The organism is Streptomyces sp. NPDC001914 (assembly GCF_042891215.1).
Taxonomy (GTDB): Bacteria; Actinomycetota; Actinomycetes; order Streptomycetales; family Streptomycetaceae; genus Streptomyces.
In genome coordinates, this window is record NZ_JBIASW010000018.1 from 1 (window position 1) to 17866 (window position 17866).

General features: G+C 64.9%; 21 protein-coding genes and 3 pseudogenes. 16 read left to right on the top strand and 8 right to left on the bottom strand.

What is annotated here, in order from left to right:
* Positions 1 to 4: 4 nt before the first annotated feature.
* Positions 5 to 361, bottom strand: a complete 357-nt coding sequence (locus tag ACFYYF_RS34735) for a hypothetical protein (protein ID WP_388781821.1) — start codon at positions 359 to 361, stop codon at positions 5 to 7.
* Between the two features lie 348 nt (positions 362 to 709).
* On the opposite strand from ACFYYF_RS34735, the gene ACFYYF_RS34740 reads away from it, so the two are divergent.
* From ACFYYF_RS34740 to ACFYYF_RS34755, 4 genes are all read left to right on the top strand, one after another.
* Complete coding sequence (locus ACFYYF_RS34740; RefSeq protein WP_388781824.1) at positions 710 to 1393, top strand: hypothetical protein; 684 nt, start codon at positions 710 to 712, stop codon at positions 1391 to 1393.
* A 564-nt stretch (positions 1394 to 1957) separates the two neighbouring features.
* Positions 1958 to 2521 (top strand): RNA polymerase sigma factor, encoded by a 564-nt coding sequence (locus ACFYYF_RS34745; protein ID WP_361687557.1) that lies wholly within the window; start codon positions 1958 to 1960, stop codon positions 2519 to 2521.
* Positions 2518 to 3453, top strand: a complete 936-nt coding sequence (locus tag ACFYYF_RS34750; protein WP_388781827.1) for a hypothetical protein — start codon at positions 2518 to 2520, stop codon at positions 3451 to 3453. The genes ACFYYF_RS34745 and ACFYYF_RS34750 overlap by 4 nt, the downstream gene beginning before the upstream one ends.
* Before the next feature lie 146 nt (positions 3454 to 3599).
* Positions 3600 to 4232, top strand: a complete 633-nt coding sequence (locus tag ACFYYF_RS34755) for a hypothetical protein (protein WP_388781830.1) — start codon at positions 3600 to 3602, stop codon at positions 4230 to 4232.
* Positions 4233 to 4468: 236 nt separating this feature from the next.
* On the opposite strand, the gene ACFYYF_RS34760 is transcribed toward ACFYYF_RS34755, so the two are convergent.
* Positions 4469 to 5038: a hypothetical protein gene (locus ACFYYF_RS34760; RefSeq protein ID WP_388781833.1), complete on the bottom strand. Its 570-nt coding sequence runs from the start codon at positions 5036 to 5038 to the stop codon at positions 4469 to 4471.
* A gap of 240 nt (positions 5039 to 5278) precedes the next feature.
* On the opposite strand from ACFYYF_RS34760, the pseudogene ACFYYF_RS34765 reads away from it, so the two are divergent.
* The 6 genes and pseudogenes from ACFYYF_RS34765 to ACFYYF_RS34790 all read left to right on the top strand — a co-directional run.
* Positions 5279 to 5410, top strand: a pseudogene (locus tag ACFYYF_RS34765) (transposase); the annotation flags it as partial.
* A 139-nt stretch (positions 5411 to 5549) separates the two neighbouring features.
* Positions 5550 to 5678, top strand: coding sequence for a winged helix-turn-helix domain-containing protein (locus ACFYYF_RS34770; RefSeq protein ID WP_388781836.1), 129 nt, complete (start codon positions 5550 to 5552; stop codon positions 5676 to 5678).
* 227 nt (positions 5679 to 5905) lie between these two features.
* Complete coding sequence (locus tag ACFYYF_RS34775) at positions 5906 to 6085, top strand: hypothetical protein (RefSeq protein ID WP_388781839.1); 180 nt, start codon at positions 5906 to 5908, stop codon at positions 6083 to 6085.
* Between the two features lie 56 nt (positions 6086 to 6141).
* Positions 6142 to 6417 carry a hypothetical protein gene (locus ACFYYF_RS34780; protein WP_388781842.1) on the top strand — a complete coding sequence of 92 codons (276 nt, stop codon included), beginning with the start codon at positions 6142 to 6144 and terminating at the stop codon, positions 6415 to 6417.
* Positions 6418 to 6461: 44 nt separating this feature from the next.
* Positions 6462 to 6857, top strand: a complete 396-nt coding sequence (locus ACFYYF_RS34785) for a hypothetical protein (protein WP_388781845.1) — start codon at positions 6462 to 6464, stop codon at positions 6855 to 6857.
* Between the two features lie 339 nt (positions 6858 to 7196).
* Entirely contained in the window at positions 7197 to 7544 is a 348-nt protein-coding gene (locus tag ACFYYF_RS34790) for a winged helix-turn-helix transcriptional regulator (protein WP_388781848.1), read from the top strand.
* 273 nt (positions 7545 to 7817) lie between these two features.
* Here the strand turns inward: ACFYYF_RS34790 and ACFYYF_RS34795 are convergent, their stop codons facing one another.
* The 3 genes and pseudogenes from ACFYYF_RS34795 to ACFYYF_RS34805 form a co-directional block, all read right to left on the bottom strand.
* Entirely contained in the window at positions 7818 to 8243 is a 426-nt protein-coding gene (locus ACFYYF_RS34795) for a nuclear transport factor 2 family protein (RefSeq protein WP_388781851.1), read from the bottom strand.
* A gap of 1165 nt (positions 8244 to 9408) precedes the next feature.
* Positions 9409 to 9999: a malonic semialdehyde reductase gene (locus ACFYYF_RS34800; protein ID WP_388781854.1), complete on the bottom strand. Its 591-nt coding sequence runs from the start codon at positions 9997 to 9999 to the stop codon at positions 9409 to 9411.
* 198 nt (positions 10000 to 10197) lie between these two features.
* A pseudogene (locus tag ACFYYF_RS34805) lies at positions 10198 to 10770 on the bottom strand (transposase); the annotation flags it as partial.
* A 112-nt stretch (positions 10771 to 10882) separates the two neighbouring features.
* Here ACFYYF_RS34805 and ACFYYF_RS34810 point away from each other — a divergent pair.
* The 4 genes and pseudogenes from ACFYYF_RS34810 (at position 10883) to ACFYYF_RS34825 (ending at position 13244) form a co-directional block, all read left to right on the top strand.
* Positions 10883 to 11338: pseudogene (locus ACFYYF_RS34810) on the top strand (peptide-methionine (S)-S-oxide reductase).
* A 273-nt stretch (positions 11339 to 11611) separates the two neighbouring features.
* Positions 11612 to 12211 carry a sulfite oxidase-like oxidoreductase gene (locus tag ACFYYF_RS34815; RefSeq protein ID WP_388781857.1) on the top strand — a complete coding sequence of 200 codons (600 nt, stop codon included), beginning with the start codon at positions 11612 to 11614 and terminating at the stop codon, positions 12209 to 12211.
* Positions 12181 to 12936: a ferredoxin reductase gene (locus ACFYYF_RS34820; protein ID WP_388781860.1), complete on the top strand. Its 756-nt coding sequence runs from the start codon at positions 12181 to 12183 to the stop codon at positions 12934 to 12936. Before ACFYYF_RS34815 ends, ACFYYF_RS34820 begins: the two co-directional genes overlap by 31 nt.
* Before the next feature lie 2 nt (positions 12937 to 12938).
* On the top strand, positions 12939 to 13244 hold the full coding sequence (locus ACFYYF_RS34825; protein ID WP_388781863.1) for a DUF6510 family protein: 306 nt from the start codon (positions 12939 to 12941) through the stop codon (positions 13242 to 13244).
* Positions 13245 to 13485: 241 nt separating this feature from the next.
* Here the strand turns inward: ACFYYF_RS34825 and ACFYYF_RS34830 are convergent, their stop codons facing one another.
* Positions 13486 to 13965: a hypothetical protein gene (locus ACFYYF_RS34830; RefSeq protein WP_388781866.1), complete on the bottom strand. Its 480-nt coding sequence runs from the start codon at positions 13963 to 13965 to the stop codon at positions 13486 to 13488.
* A 58-nt stretch (positions 13966 to 14023) separates the two neighbouring features.
* Here ACFYYF_RS34830 and ACFYYF_RS34835 point away from each other — a divergent pair.
* Positions 14024 to 14841 (top strand): IS5 family transposase gene (locus ACFYYF_RS34835; RefSeq protein WP_388781869.1). Its coding sequence is split into 2 segments (ribosomal slippage): positions 14024 to 14372 and positions 14372 to 14841, totalling 819 coding nucleotides; the frame shifts between segments, so codons are not numbered across the junction.
* Positions 14842 to 15180: 339 nt separating this feature from the next.
* On the opposite strand, the gene trxA is transcribed toward ACFYYF_RS34835, so the two are convergent.
* Positions 15181 to 15549, bottom strand: a complete 369-nt coding sequence (gene trxA / locus ACFYYF_RS34840) for a thioredoxin (protein ID WP_388781872.1) — start codon at positions 15547 to 15549, stop codon at positions 15181 to 15183.
* Between the two features lie 92 nt (positions 15550 to 15641).
* Positions 15642 to 16190, bottom strand: coding sequence for a DoxX family membrane protein (locus ACFYYF_RS34845; protein WP_388781875.1), 549 nt, complete (start codon positions 16188 to 16190; stop codon positions 15642 to 15644).
* A gap of 499 nt (positions 16191 to 16689) precedes the next feature.
* Between ACFYYF_RS34845 and ACFYYF_RS34850 the strand changes: the two genes are divergently transcribed.
* Positions 16690 to 17658, top strand: coding sequence for a TDT family transporter (locus tag ACFYYF_RS34850; protein ID WP_388781878.1), 969 nt, complete (start codon positions 16690 to 16692; stop codon positions 17656 to 17658).
* The last annotated feature ends 208 nt before the right edge of the window (positions 17659 to 17866 follow it).

Sequence of the window (17866 nt, forward strand, 5' to 3'; positions counted from 1 at the left end):
CGCCTCACCAGCGAAAACACGGTCTCCTGGCGCAACCCGGCACCGCAGACCAAACATCAGATTCCGGGATGAAACAACGGGAGAAAACGACCTCTAAGCCTTCGTCGTGCCACAGGACCACTACGAACGCTTCGGTCAACGCGTCTGCCTCGACCTCCTGCGCTCTCAGGCCGATCGCGGCTGCCACGTGCACCATGCTCCTGAAGTCCGGCCGCTGCGCCTCGGCCGGCACGTCTCCGCCGGTTTCGAGCGCCGCGCGCACCAGCGCGGGATGCGCCGCCCCGCGGTATGGCCCGATGAGCCGCAAGTCCCGCCTGTCCTGCGGTGTCCGGCAGCGCGCGTTCGCTGCGCTGCCGGACACCGCAGGCACGGTGGGCATGCAGAATGGCCGATGCTTGCGTCCGGCGGGATCAGGTTCTTGACGCGGGCACGGTCCGGATGGCGCCAATGAGGGAAGTTCTGGGGGCCGGCCGCGCGGTGCCCGCGGCCCCGGTACCGTCCCGTCACGACCGCGCCGCACGCTAAGGTCGGCAGGCGAAAACAGGCCAAGGCCAGACGTGAAGACGACCTGCGGGACACGCGATGTGCGTCGCACGACCGGTGGTGAGTGAACACCTGATCCGAACGTGCAACTGACGGTGGCCGGAAGTCGTCCTCTGCGACGAGCCGACGAGGTACACCGAGAATCGGGACAATAGGGGGAAACGTTATGAACACGATGTTGAGGAAGAACCGACGCAGACCGGGCGTTGTCCGGGTGGCCGTCCTGGGCGCCTGCGTGGCGGGCGCGTTGGTCCTCACAGGGTGCAACGGCGACGACGTGACAGGTTCGGACGTCGGCACGAGCGCGAGCCCCACGAAGGCGGGGAGCACCGGTGACGGCACAAACACCGGCAACGGGACGGGCACCGGTACGGCGAGCAAGAAGCCGGCCGCCACGCCGTCTTCGGGCTCGGGCAGCGCCGCCGAGTCCCCCGGAGCAGCTCCGACCGCGTCCTCGTCCCCCATTGCCGCGGGGTCGGGTGCGGGGGGCGCCGACGACGGATGCGACCACAAGATGCCGATCTCCCCCGACGAGGTCGCGGTCTACCGCTACACCCCCGAAGGGGAATCGCTCAGCCTGATCGTCAAGCACGGCAACTGGGGCTGCGGATCGCCCGACTCCGATGGCGCGCCGTTCGAGACGGTCGGCAAAGAGACGTTCATCCCGATGGACCAGGCCGCGTACGTCACCGTCACCAACCCCATCGTGGAGAGCACCGAGAACCAGCACATCGGCGTGCAGGAGTTCCTCGACTGGCTGGAGGTGCACCCGAACTCGGGACTCGTCTTCACCTACCACCTGGGCGCCGATGGTGCCATCGACCGCCTCGACGAGGTCTTTACCCCCTGACAGTGGCCCTTGCGCGCAGGCGCCCGAACGACGCCTGTCGTGCGGGCGTCCGCTCACCGCCCGCACAGCCGTACCGGCAGTGGGCCGCGGGTCATCGGCGACCTTGGGGTCCGTCAAGATCCGCTGGTACTGCAACGGTGTTTGCTCTGATTGTTGGGCAGTTCATGGGCTGTGTCCGCGTCGTTCGTAGTGGCTGATGCGGGCCTGGTACTGGCATCTGCGGTGCCAGGTCGACCAGTGCAGGATGTGGTCGACCGAGGTGGGGCGGCTGTCGGTGAGGCGGGTGATCAGTCATCGGATCTCGGCAAGGCTGAGGTTGATGAGCTGGGAGGATACGTTTCTGCTTTGTCCATGTCCAGTGCCGGCTCATCGGTCTGCGCGGGGTCGCTGTCGGTGTCTTGGAGCCGGACGGCTCCTCGCCTGACACCCCGTGCGGCCGGTCGCATGCGAACTCTTGGGCCGTACGGCCCGACCCGCCATCGTGTGGTCGTGCGAACGCTTGCGCCGCTTCCGTGCAAGTACGGGATGAGACCGCCACCCTGGCGGCCTCGGACAGGAGATTCCATGGACCCGGACGAGGATCTGCTGATTCGCGCCGCAAGCGAGCCCGCGGCATTCGAGCCCCTGGTCGACCGGCATTCCGTCGCCCTGCACGGCTATCTCGTACGCCGTGCACCGACAGCGGCCGACGACCTGCTCTCCGAGGTGTGGCTGCAGGCCTATGCCACCCGCCACACCTACGACGCCGCACGGGGTTCCGCCAGAGGCTGGCTGTTCGGCGTCGCCAGGAACGTACTGGCCCGTCACTGGCAGACCGTGTCCCGGGCGACGGACGCTTCGCAGGCAGCGTCGGAGATCCCGGAGGGCGACCCGTGGCGGGCTGTCGACCAGCGACTGGACGCTTCCGCAATGGGGCCCGAGCTGCGCGAGGGGCTCGCCCGGCTTCCCGAGTCGGAGCGCGAGTTGCTCCTGCTCGTCGCCTGGGAGCAACTGACGCCGACCGAGGCCGCGGCCGTCGTCGGCATCCCCGCTGGCACCGCCCGCTCTCGCCTTCACCGGGCCCGCACCCGACTTCGTGTCGCGCTGACAGGGACCACCCTCACGAATTTGACGGGAGACTTCGCATGACGCACGAGGAGCAGGACACCTACGTACTCAACTTCCCGGGCGCCACTGCCCTCAAGAACGCCGGCCGGACCGAACCTCCGGACCCGGCGGTGCTCACGGCGGCCCACGCTCTTCTGCGCCAGGCGATGGCGGCGGACACCAAGCATGCCGTACCCGCCACCGCCATTGTGGTGACGCCCCGCTTCGGCAGGCGCCGGCTTCTCGCCGGCGCTGCCGCAGTCGCAGCCGTCGCTGCGGGTGTGGCCATCCTCCCGGTGGTCGGTGCCGGCAGTGAGCCGGCAGCCAGTGTCTCAGCGGCCGATCTCTTCAACTCCATGGCCGACCGGGCCGCTTCCGGGACCCAGCGGAACACCCCGTACTGGAAGACCACGGTCAAGACCTGGGTGGAAGGCGACAGGACCCACACCGACGAGTACTACCTGAGCCGCAATGCGCTCGTGATCAAGACCCAGAACGGCCGAACCGTCGCGAAGAAGGGTCCGCGGGGTGGCACGAGCTGGAGTGTCGGCAACCGGCAGGTGAGCTGGGACAACCTCGACAAGCTCCCCACCCGACCGGACGCACTGCGTCGTCTCCTGTCGGCGGGCGCACAGGGAGCATCCGCCGCCGAGCAGACCGTCCGGCAGTCGGGCGAGCTGTTGACCAACTCACCTGCCTCTCCGCGCCTGCGCGCCGCGCTCTACCGCGTTCTGGCGGACACGCCTGGCGCCGAGGTGACGGAAAGGGTGAAGGACGGAGCCGGCCGGATCGGCACCGAGATCTCCTGGAAGTGGTCCAAGAACTTCGCACACAGCCCGCACGATCCGAAGTGGATCGTGCGCCCGTCCGACGGGCAGCTCCTCGAGATCTACCACGTGCGGGACGACGACGCGGCCCACGTCACCGAACGGGACACGTATCTGTACGTCGGCCCGGCCGACAGCCTGCGCTGAGCCGTCGTCAGCGGGAACCGCGGGGCAGGCTACCGGCGGTTCCCGCCTCGACCTCACCTTTCCGCAGGACGTCCCCGATCGTGGCTGCTCCACGCTCTGGCTGGGCGCACCGCCCGCACCCGCTGGAGCAGCCGGGAAAGAGCGCGTTGGCCCGCATCAGCGGCTACCTGAACGTCATCTGCCTCCAGCGGCGCCATCTGGAGATCCACACCAACACGGCCTACCGGATCGCCAGCCGCCTCCTGCCCTTTCGCCACGAGGACCAGGTGGTGTGCGGCATCCCCGGCCTTCGGCTGATGAACTTCACCGACAGGCGTGTACGACTGATTCACACACCCACCGGGGCCCGACTCGACCTCGTGGACTGGCATCGCTGGCAAGACAAACGCATGGCCAGCATGCTCTTCAAGCTAGAAACGGGCTGGCACGAGAGCGAGGGACGATCCCCCTTGTGGCTTGGCCAGGACCTCACCGATGAGGAAGCTGCGCACCGCACGCACTGGGAGTACACCTCCAGCAGTCCGCTACGCAGCGCTCTTCCGATGCGTTCCATGCCTTTGTGGTACCGCTTCGATCTAGAACCTGTTTGGGTCCCGGGTCGTGGCGCCCTTCCCGACCAATTGGTCTGGGAAGCGCGCCCTGAAACCGGCCACGACCAGGTAGTCGACCTGCTGACCCGCTCTGCGGCCAAGATCCCAGGAGCCCACTACCACGCGAAGACCCCCACCTCTGGGACGCTCGAACTCGGCGACTTCAGCGCGGAACTGATCAGCCTGTAAGCCGGCACGGGAGCCGCTTTGCGTCGGTACGGGGTCTTCTCTCGTCTTCATTCGTGCTGGACCAACCCGATGAGGTTCATCCACAAGGACCCCGCCACCGGCGGACAGTCATCGGATCCAGCGAAGTGAATCACCGGAGGTGCCGGCCCTGGCGGCGCCCAGTCTCAATCCATCCCGATGCAGACGTCAGCCGACCGGGCTCGTCTGGGACCTCGGCCACAACACGGCCTGGACGATCACTCGCCGCCGTGGGCCCACGTGCCGTCTGGCGGTACGGCAAAGGCAAGGTCCCATCGTTTGTGTCCGTGAGCGGTGCATCGCGCCACGAGCCGGATGGGGGAGTGGCGGTATTCGTCACGCCACCGTTGTTCTCGGTCGTTGCCTTCGTACCAGGGTGGTCTGAGGGAGGGGTCGAGAGCGAGTCGGTGGCGGTCGCCGGGGGTGAGGGGGAAGGCGGGCACCAACCGGCCCATCGGGTCGGCATCGTCGACGCCGGAGCGGAACCGGTAGGGCCCCCAGATGACTTGAGCTCGTTGGTCAACTGTCGGAGTGCCGGCCAAGTGGGGAGGCCGCGAGCGGTCGAAGTCGTCCCGGATGGTGATCTGGACCGCGAGTTCGCCCAGGGCGCCGGGGCCGTCGAACCGGATGTACAGCACGTCGTGGGGGTCGTCCTGGATCTTGATCCGGAGCCGGGGTGTCAGCTCTTTGTGCCACCGGTCGCGTTCGATCTGTGCGACGGAGGCCGCACGCAGTCTCGTTCGCGTGCCATGCGGCCTTGTTGGCCTCACGGGTGGGAGGCCTTCCATGCCCCGTAGGCGGCAACGCCGCTGAGCGCTGCTGCCCCCGCTGCTATGGACGTGTCGACGATGCTCATGCCGGACTGTATAGCCCATCGGGCATCAGCTTCCGCGGCGGCCTGTCGAGGCCTGTCCGCCTGTCAGCGGAATGTGGGGGTGAGCGTCGGCCCCAGCGTCTACTGAACTTGATCGGGTGATGTCGGGGCTGTTCGTCTGACGGCGGCAGGGCCGTTCCGGTAGCTCTGGATTGTGAGATACGCGCAGGGTGGCGGGTTGACCGATGCCGGGAGGGCCGCGCGGGAGCGCATCCGACTGCAGGCCGTTGAACGCTTCGAGGGCAGGGAGAAGAACCGGGAGATCGCTGCCGTGTTGCGGGTCAGCGAGCGGTCGGTGGAACGGTGGCGCCGGCAGTGGCGTACGCGTGGTGAGGCTGGAGTTCTGTCCAGGGGGATCGCCGGGGCGACCGAGGCTCGGCGAGATGCAGATCGCCGGGTTGGAGCGAGAGTTGTAGCGCGGGCCTTTGATCCATGGCTGGGCGGACCAGCGGTGGACGCTGGCGCGGGTGAAGATCGGCCGACTGTTCCACGTGTCGTACACGATCGAGGGCACGTGGCGGCTGCTGAAGCGGCACGGCTGGTCGTGGCAGTAGTCGGTCCGCCGCGCCATCGAGCGTGACGACGCTGCGGTGGAGTTGTGGAAGAAGGAGGTCTGGCCGCGGGTAAAAGCGTCGCGGCGTCTCGCGGGGCCTGGATTGTCTTCGAGGACGAGGCCGGACAGTCGATGACGCCGCCTCGCGCCAAGACCTGGGGCCGCATCGGGCACACGCCCGTCGTCCGCGTGCGCGGACGGGGATCAGGCCGGGTTTCGATGGCGGGCATGGCCTGTTACAGGCCGGGCGAGCGGTCTCGGCTGATCTACGCGATCCGCGAGTACCGGGGCCGCAAGGCCGAGCCGAAGGGCTTCTCCTGGCGCGACTTCCGCGATCTGATCGTCCGCGCTCGTATCCAGCTCGGCGGGCCGATCGTGCTCGTGTGGGACAACTCCGCCTCCACCTGACCGCTGGCATGTAGGACTTCATCTCCGCGAACTCCGACTGGCTCATCGTGTTCCAGATGCCGACCTACGCCCCCGATTTGAACCCGACCAAGGGCATCTGGTCGCTGGTGAAGCGCGATCTCGGCAACCTCGCGGCCGCCGACCTCGGCCAGATCACCCGCGCGGTCAGGCGCAAGCTCAAGATGTTGCAGTACAGGCCGCAGGTGATTGACGGATGCCTCGCAGAAACGGGACTGGGGTTCAGTGAAGCACCCTCGACTGCTGCCCCCGCCTTCGCGACCAACGGTGAGCGTGCTCATCTCGATCCTGGGCAGCCGGGGCGGGACCGGTAGCGTGTCGTCGTCGGAGAACGGCGTGGGCACCAGGGAGGTCTCGGATGCGGGCGGACTATCGCAGCCTGCCGGCCTTCGAGAAGATTCATCTCGAAGGCAGCTACGTGTTGGGGATCGAAGCCCGTCCGGAAAAGCTGGTGTTCAGGCTGGACCTGCTGCTCCTTCCAGGGCATCCCGACTTTGGCCCGCCGCTGGGAGGTGATCGGGCCTGCTTCCGTACGGCTCTGCTCTGTTTCGAAGCCGTCCGCGGCCTCACCTGGACTGACCAGGGGAGTCCACCGGCCCGGGATGCGAGCGGGGAAATTGATTACGGCGCCATCGACGAGTTCACCTGGATGGCCGGGGAGTTCACGCTCGTCGGAGACTGGGGCCGGATTCAGGTGGACTCCCATCAGGCCCCGCGGCTGGAAATCGAAGTTGTCCACGGCCCACAGCCATGACCGCTCCCGTGTGTCTCCGTGTCGGTCAGCCCACCGCCCGGCGTCCCTCGTAGATCGTTAGAGCTACCGCAACACGCGCGTTGGCTGGGTGATCGTCACCGACATCACGCTTTCAAGTTCAGTATTGACTGTTAAACATCATTCTTCTCGATGTGTACACCACTCAATGGACTCGCGAGTAGGCGCTTTTTGGTGATGTCGCTTGCATCGGGCTTCTCTAGCACTGTGGGTACAGACTCAGCCCGTCCCTCCGATCGCGGGATGCGTAGAGGTGATGTGCGGTGCACTTGAGCACGTGGCTCAGCTCGCCACGTGTGATGGAAAGGTGACACAGAGGTCATGGCTGAAATCGAAGGAAGCGAACCGGGTCCGTGCAGGGAGATCGATAGCAGCATGATTCGAGCTTTTGCATTGCTGGGCAAGCGCTGGACAGGCCTGATTGTGGCGGTCCTGATGCAACACCCCGCTCATTTTTCCGAGTTGCGTCGCGCAATCCCGGGAATCAGTGAGCGGATGCTGTCTGACAGGCTCGCTGACCTTACCGCGGCCGGACTGGTCGTACGCGAGGTAGATGCGGGGCCCCCGCTACGAGTCGTGTACCGGTTGACGGAGGCCGGTGCGGCGTTGCGGCCAGCCTTTGATGCGCTGGGCCTATGGGCGCATGCCTACCGGTCCCGGGTCGACTGAATCCATGGTTCAGAGGTGATCGCCCGGGGCGCCAGCCTGGCGCAGATTTCGGGATATCCAGGGCCACTACCCTTGAGGGGCACGTGGCGAGATCCCGGACATGCTGGTCTGTTGGACGCCCGGCCTTTATGAAGCCTTCGCTGGCCTCGGAGAGACCGATGCATCATCGGCGGCGCCCTTGAGTTGGCTTATTGGAGAAAAAATACACGACATCGTTCGTGCCGTATGAGGCGTTGAACGGCTGAATAGATCTTCAGGCCGTCCTATCAGCGGTCACTGGGGAATGTCCGCAACGCCGTTAGGCAACATCGCCCGAGCGGCTCGCACCAGGTCCAGCGACTCACGAAGAAGCTTGATCTTCCCGTTCTCTGCGACCAGGCGGCCAGCGTAGGTCTGGCTGAACGGGCGCCCATCGACGGTCGTTGTCTCAACTGACCACTCGCCGAAAATTTGGTCGTCGGTTTCGATAAAAATGTTTACCTCGTCGAATCCGAAGTCCGGAACGCGCTCCAGCAATCCGGTGATAAACTCTCGGATTGCATCAGGGCCCTCGATTCTCGGCGGGATTCCCAATGATTCCAGGTATGGAAGTTCGATGACTCCGTCATCGGCGAACAGTGTGGAAGCGGCCACAGGGTCCGCAATATTGGCGGTATAGGCGAGAATCAATTCGCGAGCATTCATCATTATGACAGTCACCACTTCAGTATTGATCGAAAGTAACGAAACGATTCAGCCGCAAGGCGAAATGGATCGCTAGGGGTGCCACGCAGAGATCGCTCTGATATTTACTCCGCGTCTTTGGTTGCTACCATTTGTGACGAGTTTTCAGGTCTGGCATGCGTCTGTCGTGGGTGAAATGAGCAAGGCGGTCCGAGGGTCGCAGTCTGGAAGCCTTCCATGCTCCGAGCGGATAAATGCCGCTCCCTCAACCCGCTCGATGTTAAGTGTCGCACACTGGGATCCATAGGTGCGAAATGGGAGGTATAGTTGTCAGTGGCTCCTCTTGCGGGCGGGGCCACGAGAGGCGCACTCCCTATGTTGGCAAGCGGTGGGGGTGCGCCTTTTCGTTGTAAGACACCATCCTTGCCCACCGTCATTGCATTGACGAGCCGCCGGCACCCTTTCAGGTCATGCGGGAACGCTTGCGCCGGCCCCGGGCAACAGGGCAACCGTCGCAGTTACCGTTCATGCCCTCGCAACGAGATTCCGCGCCTTCGTGAGGCAATCCGTAGCTCCATCGGCTCAGCCCACGTGTCCTGCTTGCCTTCGCTCATTGCAAGAACCCTCAGCGAAATGATCTTGGGGGATCGCGGGGGTGGCCTTCGGGGCGGATGTGAAAAGGTCCGGCGGCTCGGCGGAAGCCGCGGGAAGCTCTGGGGACCAGTTGTGGGCAGGAGCCGATCCTGCCCACATGGCAGCAAGCACCACGTGATCACCGATGCCACGGCCGTTCCGCCAACCGCACCGATGTCACCCAGTTCATCCCGGCTTCAGGTTGCCCTCGGTGCGCGGCAAACGCGGTCGTCTCTGTCGGCGTCCTCTTGTGTCAAACCTGGGATCGCTCGCCGTGGTGTCCCGCACAGCTCCGGTCCTGGATGCGGATTGATGAGGCGTAGGGCACGCCTTCGCTCATCTCCTTTTGGTCCCGCCGGCTGAGGATCCGTTGGGAAGTGCGCCACGACATCCACGACGCATTCCTCAGCCTCGCTTGCTCACTCATCGACTGGCGACGTCTGAAGCCATTCCGATAGCAGCAGAACCGAGTGTGTTCTCACGCTGGCTCCGCTTAGCGCGGTTGCACGACTAGAAGAGCTAGCCGTGCAACCGTCGTCTCGCGTACGGGTGCGATGCGCGAAGTTGATCAGATGGTCGTGATGACCTGGTCGAGGTCCAGACGCGGGGAGCGGGGGAACCAGGCGTCCTCGCCCGGCTTACCAATGTTCATGACGACGAAGGGCTTGTGGTCGTCGTCGAGGAACTCCTTCTGGATGCCGGCGAAGTCGGCACCGGTCATCGGGCCTGCGGCGAGGCCGGCGGCCCGCACACCGATGATGAAGTACGCGGCCTGGAGCGCGGCGTTCAGCGAGGCGGCACCCTCACGGGCCGGGCGCTCGGAGTAGAAGACGTCCTTGGCGGCGGGGAAGTGGGGGAACAGCGTCGGCAGTTCCTCGTGGAACTCGTTGTCCGCGGAGAGGATCGCGACGAGCGGGGCGGAAAGGGTCTTTGCGCGGTTGCCCTCGGCGAGGTGCTGCACGAGACGCTCGCGGGCCTCGGGGGAGCGGACCAGGGTGATGCGCAGCGGCGTCTGGTTGAAGGCGGTCGGGCCGAACTTGATCAGGTCGTAGATCGCCTGGACCTGCTCGTCGGTCACCGGCTCGTCGGTGAAGGTGTTCGCGGTGCGGGCCTCGCGGAACAGCAGGTCCTGGGCGGCGGGGTCAAGGACAAGAGACATGGAGAACCTTCTCAAGTATCTGCGTTGGATCCCGAAGGATCATCTGGCAACGTCGACAGTACGCGAAAAAATTTAATGTTCAACCAAAAGTGGGGGATAGTGATCCGTTTAACAGATCAAACCCGAGCCGCAGGCGTTTGGCGCGCGCCAGGCTCATACCGAGTCGACGTCGCCCCAGCCCCGTAGCGCGGTCGCTCAACGTGAGGCGCAGCGACGCCGGCAGCGGTAGCCGTACCCCTTGTCGCCAGGCAGCTGCCGGGCCGATGCTGCAGGCCGGAGCAGGTACGAACGGGCGGAATGCCGCGGACCAGTGGGATGAGGGCCCGGCTGTCGTGGAGGTCGGCGGTCGAGACGGTGACGGACAAAGGAAGCCCCTGGTGGTCCACGACGAGGTGGATTTTCAACCGTCGGTGGGTTTTGGTCCCGTCAGCGCCCCTGCCTGATTGAGTCGATTGCGCACCGCGACCAGCCAAGCTCGCCTTGGGCACCTAGTTGGTCCAGGGCCAGGCGGTGGAGCTCGGTCGATGCCCTGGCCTCTGCCCACTCGGTGAGCGGTCGGTAGGGGGCACCCCCACAGTCCGAAGCCCAACAGGAGTGGTTCCAGATGCAGCCCGAGGTGGCCACGAAAGCGTCGTGGACAGTACCTCGCGGTTCGTCTCCTTGCCGGCGCTGCCCTCCACCCTGCGGGCGGAGGGGTTGCAGCGGCACCACCCGCTGTAACAACGCCCACAACTCATCCGGCGCTAGGCGCTCGACAAGCGCAGCAGTCATCACCCGGGCTGCCGCAAGATCACGCCAACCGAGATGGCGTCTCAAGATCTTCCTTCAGATGTAGATGGTGACTCACAGTGAACCGTGACGTGCTACGAGCCGGCGTGAAGAGATGGCGCTGCTGGCGGGTATCTGCTGTATGCGACGTGAAAGGACTGATCAGGACGTTCCCGGTGGGGTCGGATGTAGCGTCGGCTATGTCCCGAACGTGACGCACCGGAACGATGGCACGCACGCGAGGCGATCGAGACCACTCCCGATGTCACGAAGACCGACCACCGGACGATCCAGGAGTACTTCTTCAGATGCACGACCCGTCGAGGAGGAACCGCCAGGGCAACGACATCGGCCTCAGCTACCGGTTCGCCGTCTTCTATGTCGACGACGAGCAGAGCGGGTCACCGAGGAGACCAACGGGGGCGTCGACACCTCCGGACTGCGGTCAGCGAAGGTTGTGACCGAGGTCGTGCCCGAGGATCCGTTCTGGGAGTCGGAGCACTTACCCGACGGATACACCCGCCCGTTCGTCCGCCCAAACTGGTGGCTGGCGAAGCGCACGCAGGCCTGATGACGAGGCTCACGGTTTCTGAAAGCGGCCAAAGTGGCGGTCACGCCCAGCGGATTTAAGCTTTTCACCTAGGGAGAAAGGCTCGATCCGACGCTGCCAGATGAGCGGTCCGACATTGCGCAGCCGCCGATTCGGCACCGCGCAACAGCAGGCTGAGTACTCCTGCGGAGCCCAGACAAGCAGACAAGACGGCGGATACCGAAGGCAGCACGTTCCCTCCCCTGCAGTGGCACGCGGCAGATGATGACAAGCTGCGGTAGGAAGGACCTGACCATGGAAATCATGTCACCCGGCTTCCGGGGACGGCCGAGATCCTACGACGGGCGGCTACCACCCGGACAGTACGAGGCATATGACTTCCCCGTGCTGTCCGCCGGACCCACACCCAGGGTCAGCCGCGACACCTGGCAGTTCACGGTGACCACCGAGACCGGAGCCGACCACGCATGGTCCTGGAAGGACCTGATGGGGCTGGCCTCCGAGCGGCCGACCGTGGATCTGCACTGCGTCACCAAGTGGTCCAAGTTCGACACCCGCTGGCAGGGCGTGTCGCTAGACCTCCTACTCGCGGATGTCGAGACGGCCGCCGACTTCGCCCTGGTCCACGCATACGGCGGGTACACCACCAACCTCCCCCTGGAGGACCTGCTCGACGGCCAGGCATGGATCGCCTACGGCTACGACGGCGAGGACCTGCCACCTGAACACGGGGGCCCCGCCCGGCTGCTGGTGCCCCACCTGTACCTGTGGAAGTCCGCGAAGTGGGTGCGCGGAATCCGGCTGCTTCAAGACGACGAACCGGGGTTTTGGGAGAGCGCCGGCTACCACGACTACGGAGACCCATGGCGCGAACAGCGGTACCAAGGCGACTAGGCGACCGGCTGCGCTGGCGTGCAGCCACGCTGGTGCAACAGCGGCCGGAGACGCCGACGGCGAGCACCCTACTCCTGGACGTTCACGGCTGGCCCGGACATCTCGGCGGCCAACACGTGGACCTGCGGCTGACGGCTGCCGACGGCTACAGCACCCAGCGCAGCTACTCGATCGCCTCTGCACCGGGCGCGGAGCACGTCGAGCTGACGGTCCAGCGCGTCACGGACGGGGAGGTCTCGCCATACCTCGTCGATGTGTTCGGTACCGGTGACGCGGTAGAGCTGAGAGGACCAGTCGGCGGCTGGTTCGTGTGGCGCCCGGAGCAGACGGAGCCGGTGCTTTTGGTCGCCGGCGGCTCCGGCCTCGTCCCGTTGATGGCGATGATTCGCGCACGCCGTGCCGTCGGTAGTCGCTCGCCGTTCCGGCTCATCTACTCCGTGCGCACCCCGGAGGACCGGCTCTACCAAGACGAACTGCGACACACCGACCCGGGGGTGGACGTGGCATACGTCTACACACGCACCGCCCCCGAGAGCTCGCGGCGCCCAGCCGGACGGCTGCGCGCCGAGGACCTCGTGGTATCCGGGTGGCCGCCCGACTTCGAGCCGACCGTTTACGTCTGCGGTCCCACCGGCTTCGTCGAGTACGCGGCCGACCAGTTGGTCGGGCTGGGCCACGACCCCGGACTCGTCCGCACCGAACGCTTCGGTCCCAGCGGAGGCTGACCATGACCACGCTCCCCGTCGACACACCCAACGACGCCTACGACGACGCCCATGAGGACGGCAACGTCCTGGCCGGACCCCTCTCTGAGGTGTTCGCTGTCGACCTGACTGCAGCGATTGCTACCTGTACCAACTGCGGCACCGCGGGCCCCGTCGCCCGGCTTCGGGTCTACGGTCGTGGGCCCGGGCTGATCGCCCGCTGCCCGAACTGCACCCACATCGTGCTCCGGCTTGTTCGCAGCCCTGGCACTGCCTGGCTGGACCTGCGGGGGACGGTCAGCCTGCGCATAGCGCTCGAAGACAACTGAGCGGACAACGAGCGGCGGTGCCACCGACGTCATGCAGACCTCGAGCCAGACCGTGGGAACACGCCACCCTGCCGTCCTTCGAGACCAGCCCCTCCGCCAAAGATCTCCAAACCGTCCCCTGTTTAGCGCGCTGAACTACGCTCTACTGGCTAGTGCCCTGGCCGCACAGGTTCGCCGGGTCGACCGGCGTGGCGGCTGGACCGCCGCTGAGCGACCACGCGGCGCGCAGACGTAATCCGCGTTATCGGGTGGTCCCTGTCAGTCCCTGAATGGCGTCGATCACGTTGTCCACCACCTCGGTCACCGGCTTGGACGCATCGATGATCGTCGCGTCAAGGCTTTCGTAGATTGCTCGCATCCGAGGATTCCATTTCAGGGCCGCTGCGAGCTCTTCGGGATGTTGACCGAATGTGTTTGTCGTACGGGTCGCGAGCCGGTGGCGGAGGGTGTCCTCGTCGATGACCAGGCAGATGATGTGGTCGAAGAAAGCGCGGACGCTTGCCTCGTTCTCCGCCGACCCGCACAGGAACGCGGTTCGGAAACGAGACTCCTCGGCGAGGGTCTCGACGTGCTCACGGACGATCGCCCACCCGTATCGGTCGAGCCAGCCCCCCGGAACCGGATCCGGAGGATCCACCACAACCTCGCCCGTTGTTCGGTCGATCCAGCGACTGAAGCCGTCATCGGCGTCGAGCGCAACATAGCCGCGCGCTCGCAACACCTCGCAGACCGTGGACTTAGAACGTGTCCTATGTGGGGCTGGGTCGTTGAAATCGGGTATGGGGCGGGGTACGTGGAGTTGGATTGTTCCGGACGGGCTGTGGGAGATAGCGGAGCCGCTGATCCCGCCGTCGAAGGTGCGGCCGCAGGGCGGCGGGACGCAGGACACGCCTGATGAGACGCTGTTCGCAGCAATCATCTACGTTCTGGTCAGCGGCTGTTCATGGCGGGCTTTGCCGCCGTGCTTCGGCATATCGAAGTCGACCGCGCATCGCCGGTTCCTGATCTGGTCGCGGGCAGGCGTGTGGGGTCGGCTGCACGAGGAGATTCTGCACCGCCTGGACGACGCCGGCCTGCTCGACCTCTCCCGAGCCGTCCTCGACTCCGCCCACGTTCGGGCGAAAAAAGGGGCGAACTCACAGGTCCGAGTCCCGTGGACCGAGGTAAGCCGGGTTCCAAGATGCACGTCCTGTCGGACGCGAACGGACTGCCCCTCCTCGTCGGCATCTCGGCCGCCAACACCCACGACAGCCTCGCCCTCAAGCCCATGATCACCGGCCTCCAAACGAAACACGACCCCCACCGCGGCCGCTACTTCAAGCCCCGCCGTCTTCATGCCGACAAGGCCTACGACATCCCTCACCTGAGGAAATGGTTGTGGGGCAAGCGCATCGGTGTCCGTATCGCCCGCAAGGGAGTCGAGTCCAGCGAGCGGTTAGGGCGCCGGCGGTGGGTGATCGAACGGACCATGTCCTGGCTGACCGGCTACCGGCGGCTCAACCACCGCTACGAACGCCATCCCCGCAACTACCTGGCCTTTCTCGGCCTCGCCGCCGCCCTCTGCTGCTACAAGCGACTCGTCCGCCTCACCACATAGGACACGGTCTACCCGTGCCTGAGTTGCCCGTCACCCACACCACTGTCATGCCGTCAGCGTAGACATGACCACCACCCCCCGGCGGGACGGTGCTGTGACCACGCAGGTTCGCGAAGTTGCGGTCAGGCTGCGGCCTTGAGGGGGCGTCCGCCCCAGTGGATGCCTCTCTCACTGCGGATGCAATCCTGACACCCGGTGCCCTCCGGCCGAGGCCAACAACATCATTGCCCGCCGGTAACGCACCGAACTGGCACTGCCCCGGCACACGATCCGCTGCAGCTTCCGTTGCGGCCAAACTAACTCACGACGGAGGGCAAGCCGCGGCTGTCATGGTGCTCGCTACTCCCCGTCGACGGAATCGGCTTTGTCGACCTCGAAATTTCTGGCCTGAGCGATTAAATCCGCCAGCGCATCAGCCGGCAGTGCCCCCGCTTGCGCGAAGACGACCGCTTGCTCCTTCATGATCATCAGGGTCGGAATGGACCGGATGTTGAAGTCGGCGGCCAGTTCCGGCTGGGCTTCAGTATCGATCTTTCCGAATACCAGGTCTGGGTTGCGCTCAGCCGCGCCCTCGTAGACGGGCTCAAACTGGCGACAAGGTCCACACCAAGAAGCCCAGAAGTCGAGAAGGACCAGGTCATTTGCTGTAATGACCTCGTTGAAGTTTTCTTCTGCAACGACAGTCTTTACCGTCGATTTCCCGGACACCAGTTGTGCGATACCACGTGCCGCTACTCGACCCGACTACGGTTTCCCGCGATCGGCGGTAGACATCAGGGTGGTGAACTGGGCGGCTCTCGCTAACTCTCGTTGGCAGCGGACTCCGGCACGGCTGCCGAGGCGCGCCGAACCCGCCTGTTGCGTGTTCCCACGACGACCAAGGTCGCTGCTGCCGCTATGCCGAACCCGACGGGAACCATCCAATCCCGGTTCACCGAATGCCCCAGCAGGTGGTCCAGTGACAGTCGGCCTGGTCCCGACACCGCGATTCCGGCAGCCGTCGCTCCCAGGGCTGCTGCGTGCTCGAAGCCGCCGTTCTGTGCAAAAAAGCCGTTAGGAGCCAGTACCGAGGCGGCTCCGACCATGCCCCCGGCCGCGGCTGCCCCCGCAGCCGGCGTTGCCAATCCGAGTCCCAGAAGTACGCCACCACCTGTCTCAGCGAGGCCCGCAGCAAGCCCACTGGCTCGGCCAGGTTTGTAACCCATCGCCTCCATAGCCACGGCGGTCCCAGAAATTCCACCGCCGCCAAACCAGCCGAACAACTTCTGCGCCCCGTGCACGGCGAGCACCCCTCCAGTGCTCAGGCGGAGCAGCAACAGGCCGAAATCACTTCGCTTGAAAGAGGTCACCGTAACTCCCGAGCCAGACAGCGGAATGCGGAGCCACCTCGTCGGCTGGGAACCAAGCTCATCCCGCGCTATGGCGGGTACTCACGGACGAACGCCCGCACGGCACAACACGGTGCACCAGCACACCCACGAACGGCGCGAGAAATCGCCAACAGCGGCTCGCGGTCTTCGCTACAGGATGCTGCCTACTGATTCCGGACACAAAAGCTGTGGATCGATCACCCTGCTCTGTCCTCGGCTACCGGCACGGCCGCAGTGATCGCTCAGACATCGTGCTCTCGGTTGAAGTGCATTCCATCCACCCGAGTCCGGAGCTCGTAACCCGGGAGTGGGCCGAAGCTTGTAGCCGCCCCTGCCAGGGCGAGACTTTTTGGACTCGCGTCATGTGCTCAAGGAGGCGAACATTGCTGGATGAACGTCGTCCAGACGCCATCATTCGCGCTCGCGGACCGTGGACGCGCGCAGGGGGCTTTGGCGTCATCTTGATTGGAATCCTCTCGTGACGGGCCATAAATATCAATTGACCCCCAACCTGTTCGCCATCAGTTTTGGCACTGCAGGACTAGCCCAGGCATGGACAGTGGCACGAGGCACAGTGGATGGGCCAGAGTGGGTAGGAGTCACGCTGTGGCTGTTCGCTGCGGTCTTGTGGCTGGCAACTCTTGTGGCCTATACGGTAAATTCGCTGGCCCAGAGGCGGTTTAGGCGAGGCTTTACGCACCCTGTAACCGGACCGTTCACGGCACTAATTCCGATCACTCCGATGCTCTTCGGTGTCGCCCTGAAGCCGTATGCTGAAGAGGCTGGAAAAGTTATTTACATTATTGCTCTAGTTGGCACAGTGATCCTCGGTGGGTGGATCACTGCAGCTTGGATCCGTGTCGAGATGAAACTGGTCGATTGGCACCCGGGCTACTTCATCCCGACTGCCGCTGGCGGCCTGATTTCAGCTGGTGGTGCCGCTGCGTTCGGGTGGACCAGGCTGGCTCAGCTGATGTTCGGGTGGGGTGTGGTGTGCTGGGTCGTTCTTGGGTCCATCCTCCTTCTCAGACTTTTCACTCAGCCTGCACTGCCTAAGCCACTCCTGCCTGTGATCGCCATCGAACTGGCCCCGCCCGTTGTGGCAGGAAACGTTTGGTTCGCGATGAATGGCGGACGAGTAGACTTTGTCGCCAGTGCACTGGCAGGTTACGCAATCCTGATGGCGCTGGTGCAGGTATCGCTCGTTCCTACCTATCGAACTGCTCCTTTCGGGCCACCCTATTGGGCCTTCGGCTTCACCTATGCGGCAGCCGTTACTGACTTGATTCATTGGCTCAGCATCGAAAATGTGGATGGTCGCAGAGAGGTTACCTACGCACTGCTCGCAGCCGCAACGGTTTCCTACGCGGCGCTGTGTCTTTACACGTTTATCAAAATTACTCGTGGTGCCTTCTTTGCGAAGGCTCCTGTAACTGCCTCGGCATGATTGTGACCACCTCGCACGGTGATCGGCGAGTCATGCGGCGACCGTGGCCGCTCGGCGACAGCCGCCACAACATTTCAGCTCGGACGTCTCCGCACTCGTCTCGAGCCTCGGCCCGTCCTCGAGACGTTCCAAGCCCAGAGCACCGTTGCAGTACTTCCACGCCCCCGGCCAGCGCGGCGGCCAGGCCCGGGCATCCGCATACCGCTTG

What these genes read in the sequence shown, in the direction of transcription:
- ACFYYF_RS34740 (WP_388781824.1), top strand. Translation starts at nt 710, where the DNA reads ATGAACACGATGTTGAGGAAGAACCGACGCAGACCGGGCGTTGTCCGG.
- ACFYYF_RS34800 (WP_388781854.1), bottom strand. Translation starts at nt 9,999, where the DNA reads ATGTCTCTTGTCCTTGACCCCGCCGCCCAGGACCTGCTGTTCCGCGAG.
- ACFYYF_RS34825 (WP_388781863.1), top strand. Translation starts at nt 12,939, where the DNA reads ATGACCACGCTCCCCGTCGACACACCCAACGACGCCTACGACGACGCC.
- ACFYYF_RS34820 (WP_388781860.1), top strand. Translation starts at nt 12,181, where the DNA reads ATGGCGCGAACAGCGGTACCAAGGCGACTAGGCGACCGGCTGCGCTGG.
- ACFYYF_RS34775 (WP_388781839.1), top strand. Translation starts at nt 5,906, where the DNA reads ATGGCCTGTTACAGGCCGGGCGAGCGGTCTCGGCTGATCTACGCGATC.
- ACFYYF_RS34760 (WP_388781833.1), bottom strand. Translation starts at nt 5,038, where the DNA reads ATGGAAGGCCTCCCACCCGTGAGGCCAACAAGGCCGCATGGCACGCGA.
- ACFYYF_RS34780 (WP_388781842.1), top strand. Translation starts at nt 6,142, where the DNA reads ATGCCGACCTACGCCCCCGATTTGAACCCGACCAAGGGCATCTGGTCG.
- ACFYYF_RS34790 (WP_388781848.1), top strand. Translation starts at nt 7,197, where the DNA reads ATGGCTGAAATCGAAGGAAGCGAACCGGGTCCGTGCAGGGAGATCGAT.
- ACFYYF_RS34815 (WP_388781857.1), top strand. Translation starts at nt 11,612, where the DNA reads ATGGAAATCATGTCACCCGGCTTCCGGGGACGGCCGAGATCCTACGAC.
- ACFYYF_RS34745 (WP_361687557.1), top strand. Translation starts at nt 1,958, where the DNA reads ATGGACCCGGACGAGGATCTGCTGATTCGCGCCGCAAGCGAGCCCGCG.
- ACFYYF_RS34785 (WP_388781845.1), top strand. Translation starts at nt 6,462, where the DNA reads ATGCGGGCGGACTATCGCAGCCTGCCGGCCTTCGAGAAGATTCATCTC.
- ACFYYF_RS34750 (WP_388781827.1), top strand. Translation starts at nt 2,518, where the DNA reads ATGACGCACGAGGAGCAGGACACCTACGTACTCAACTTCCCGGGCGCC.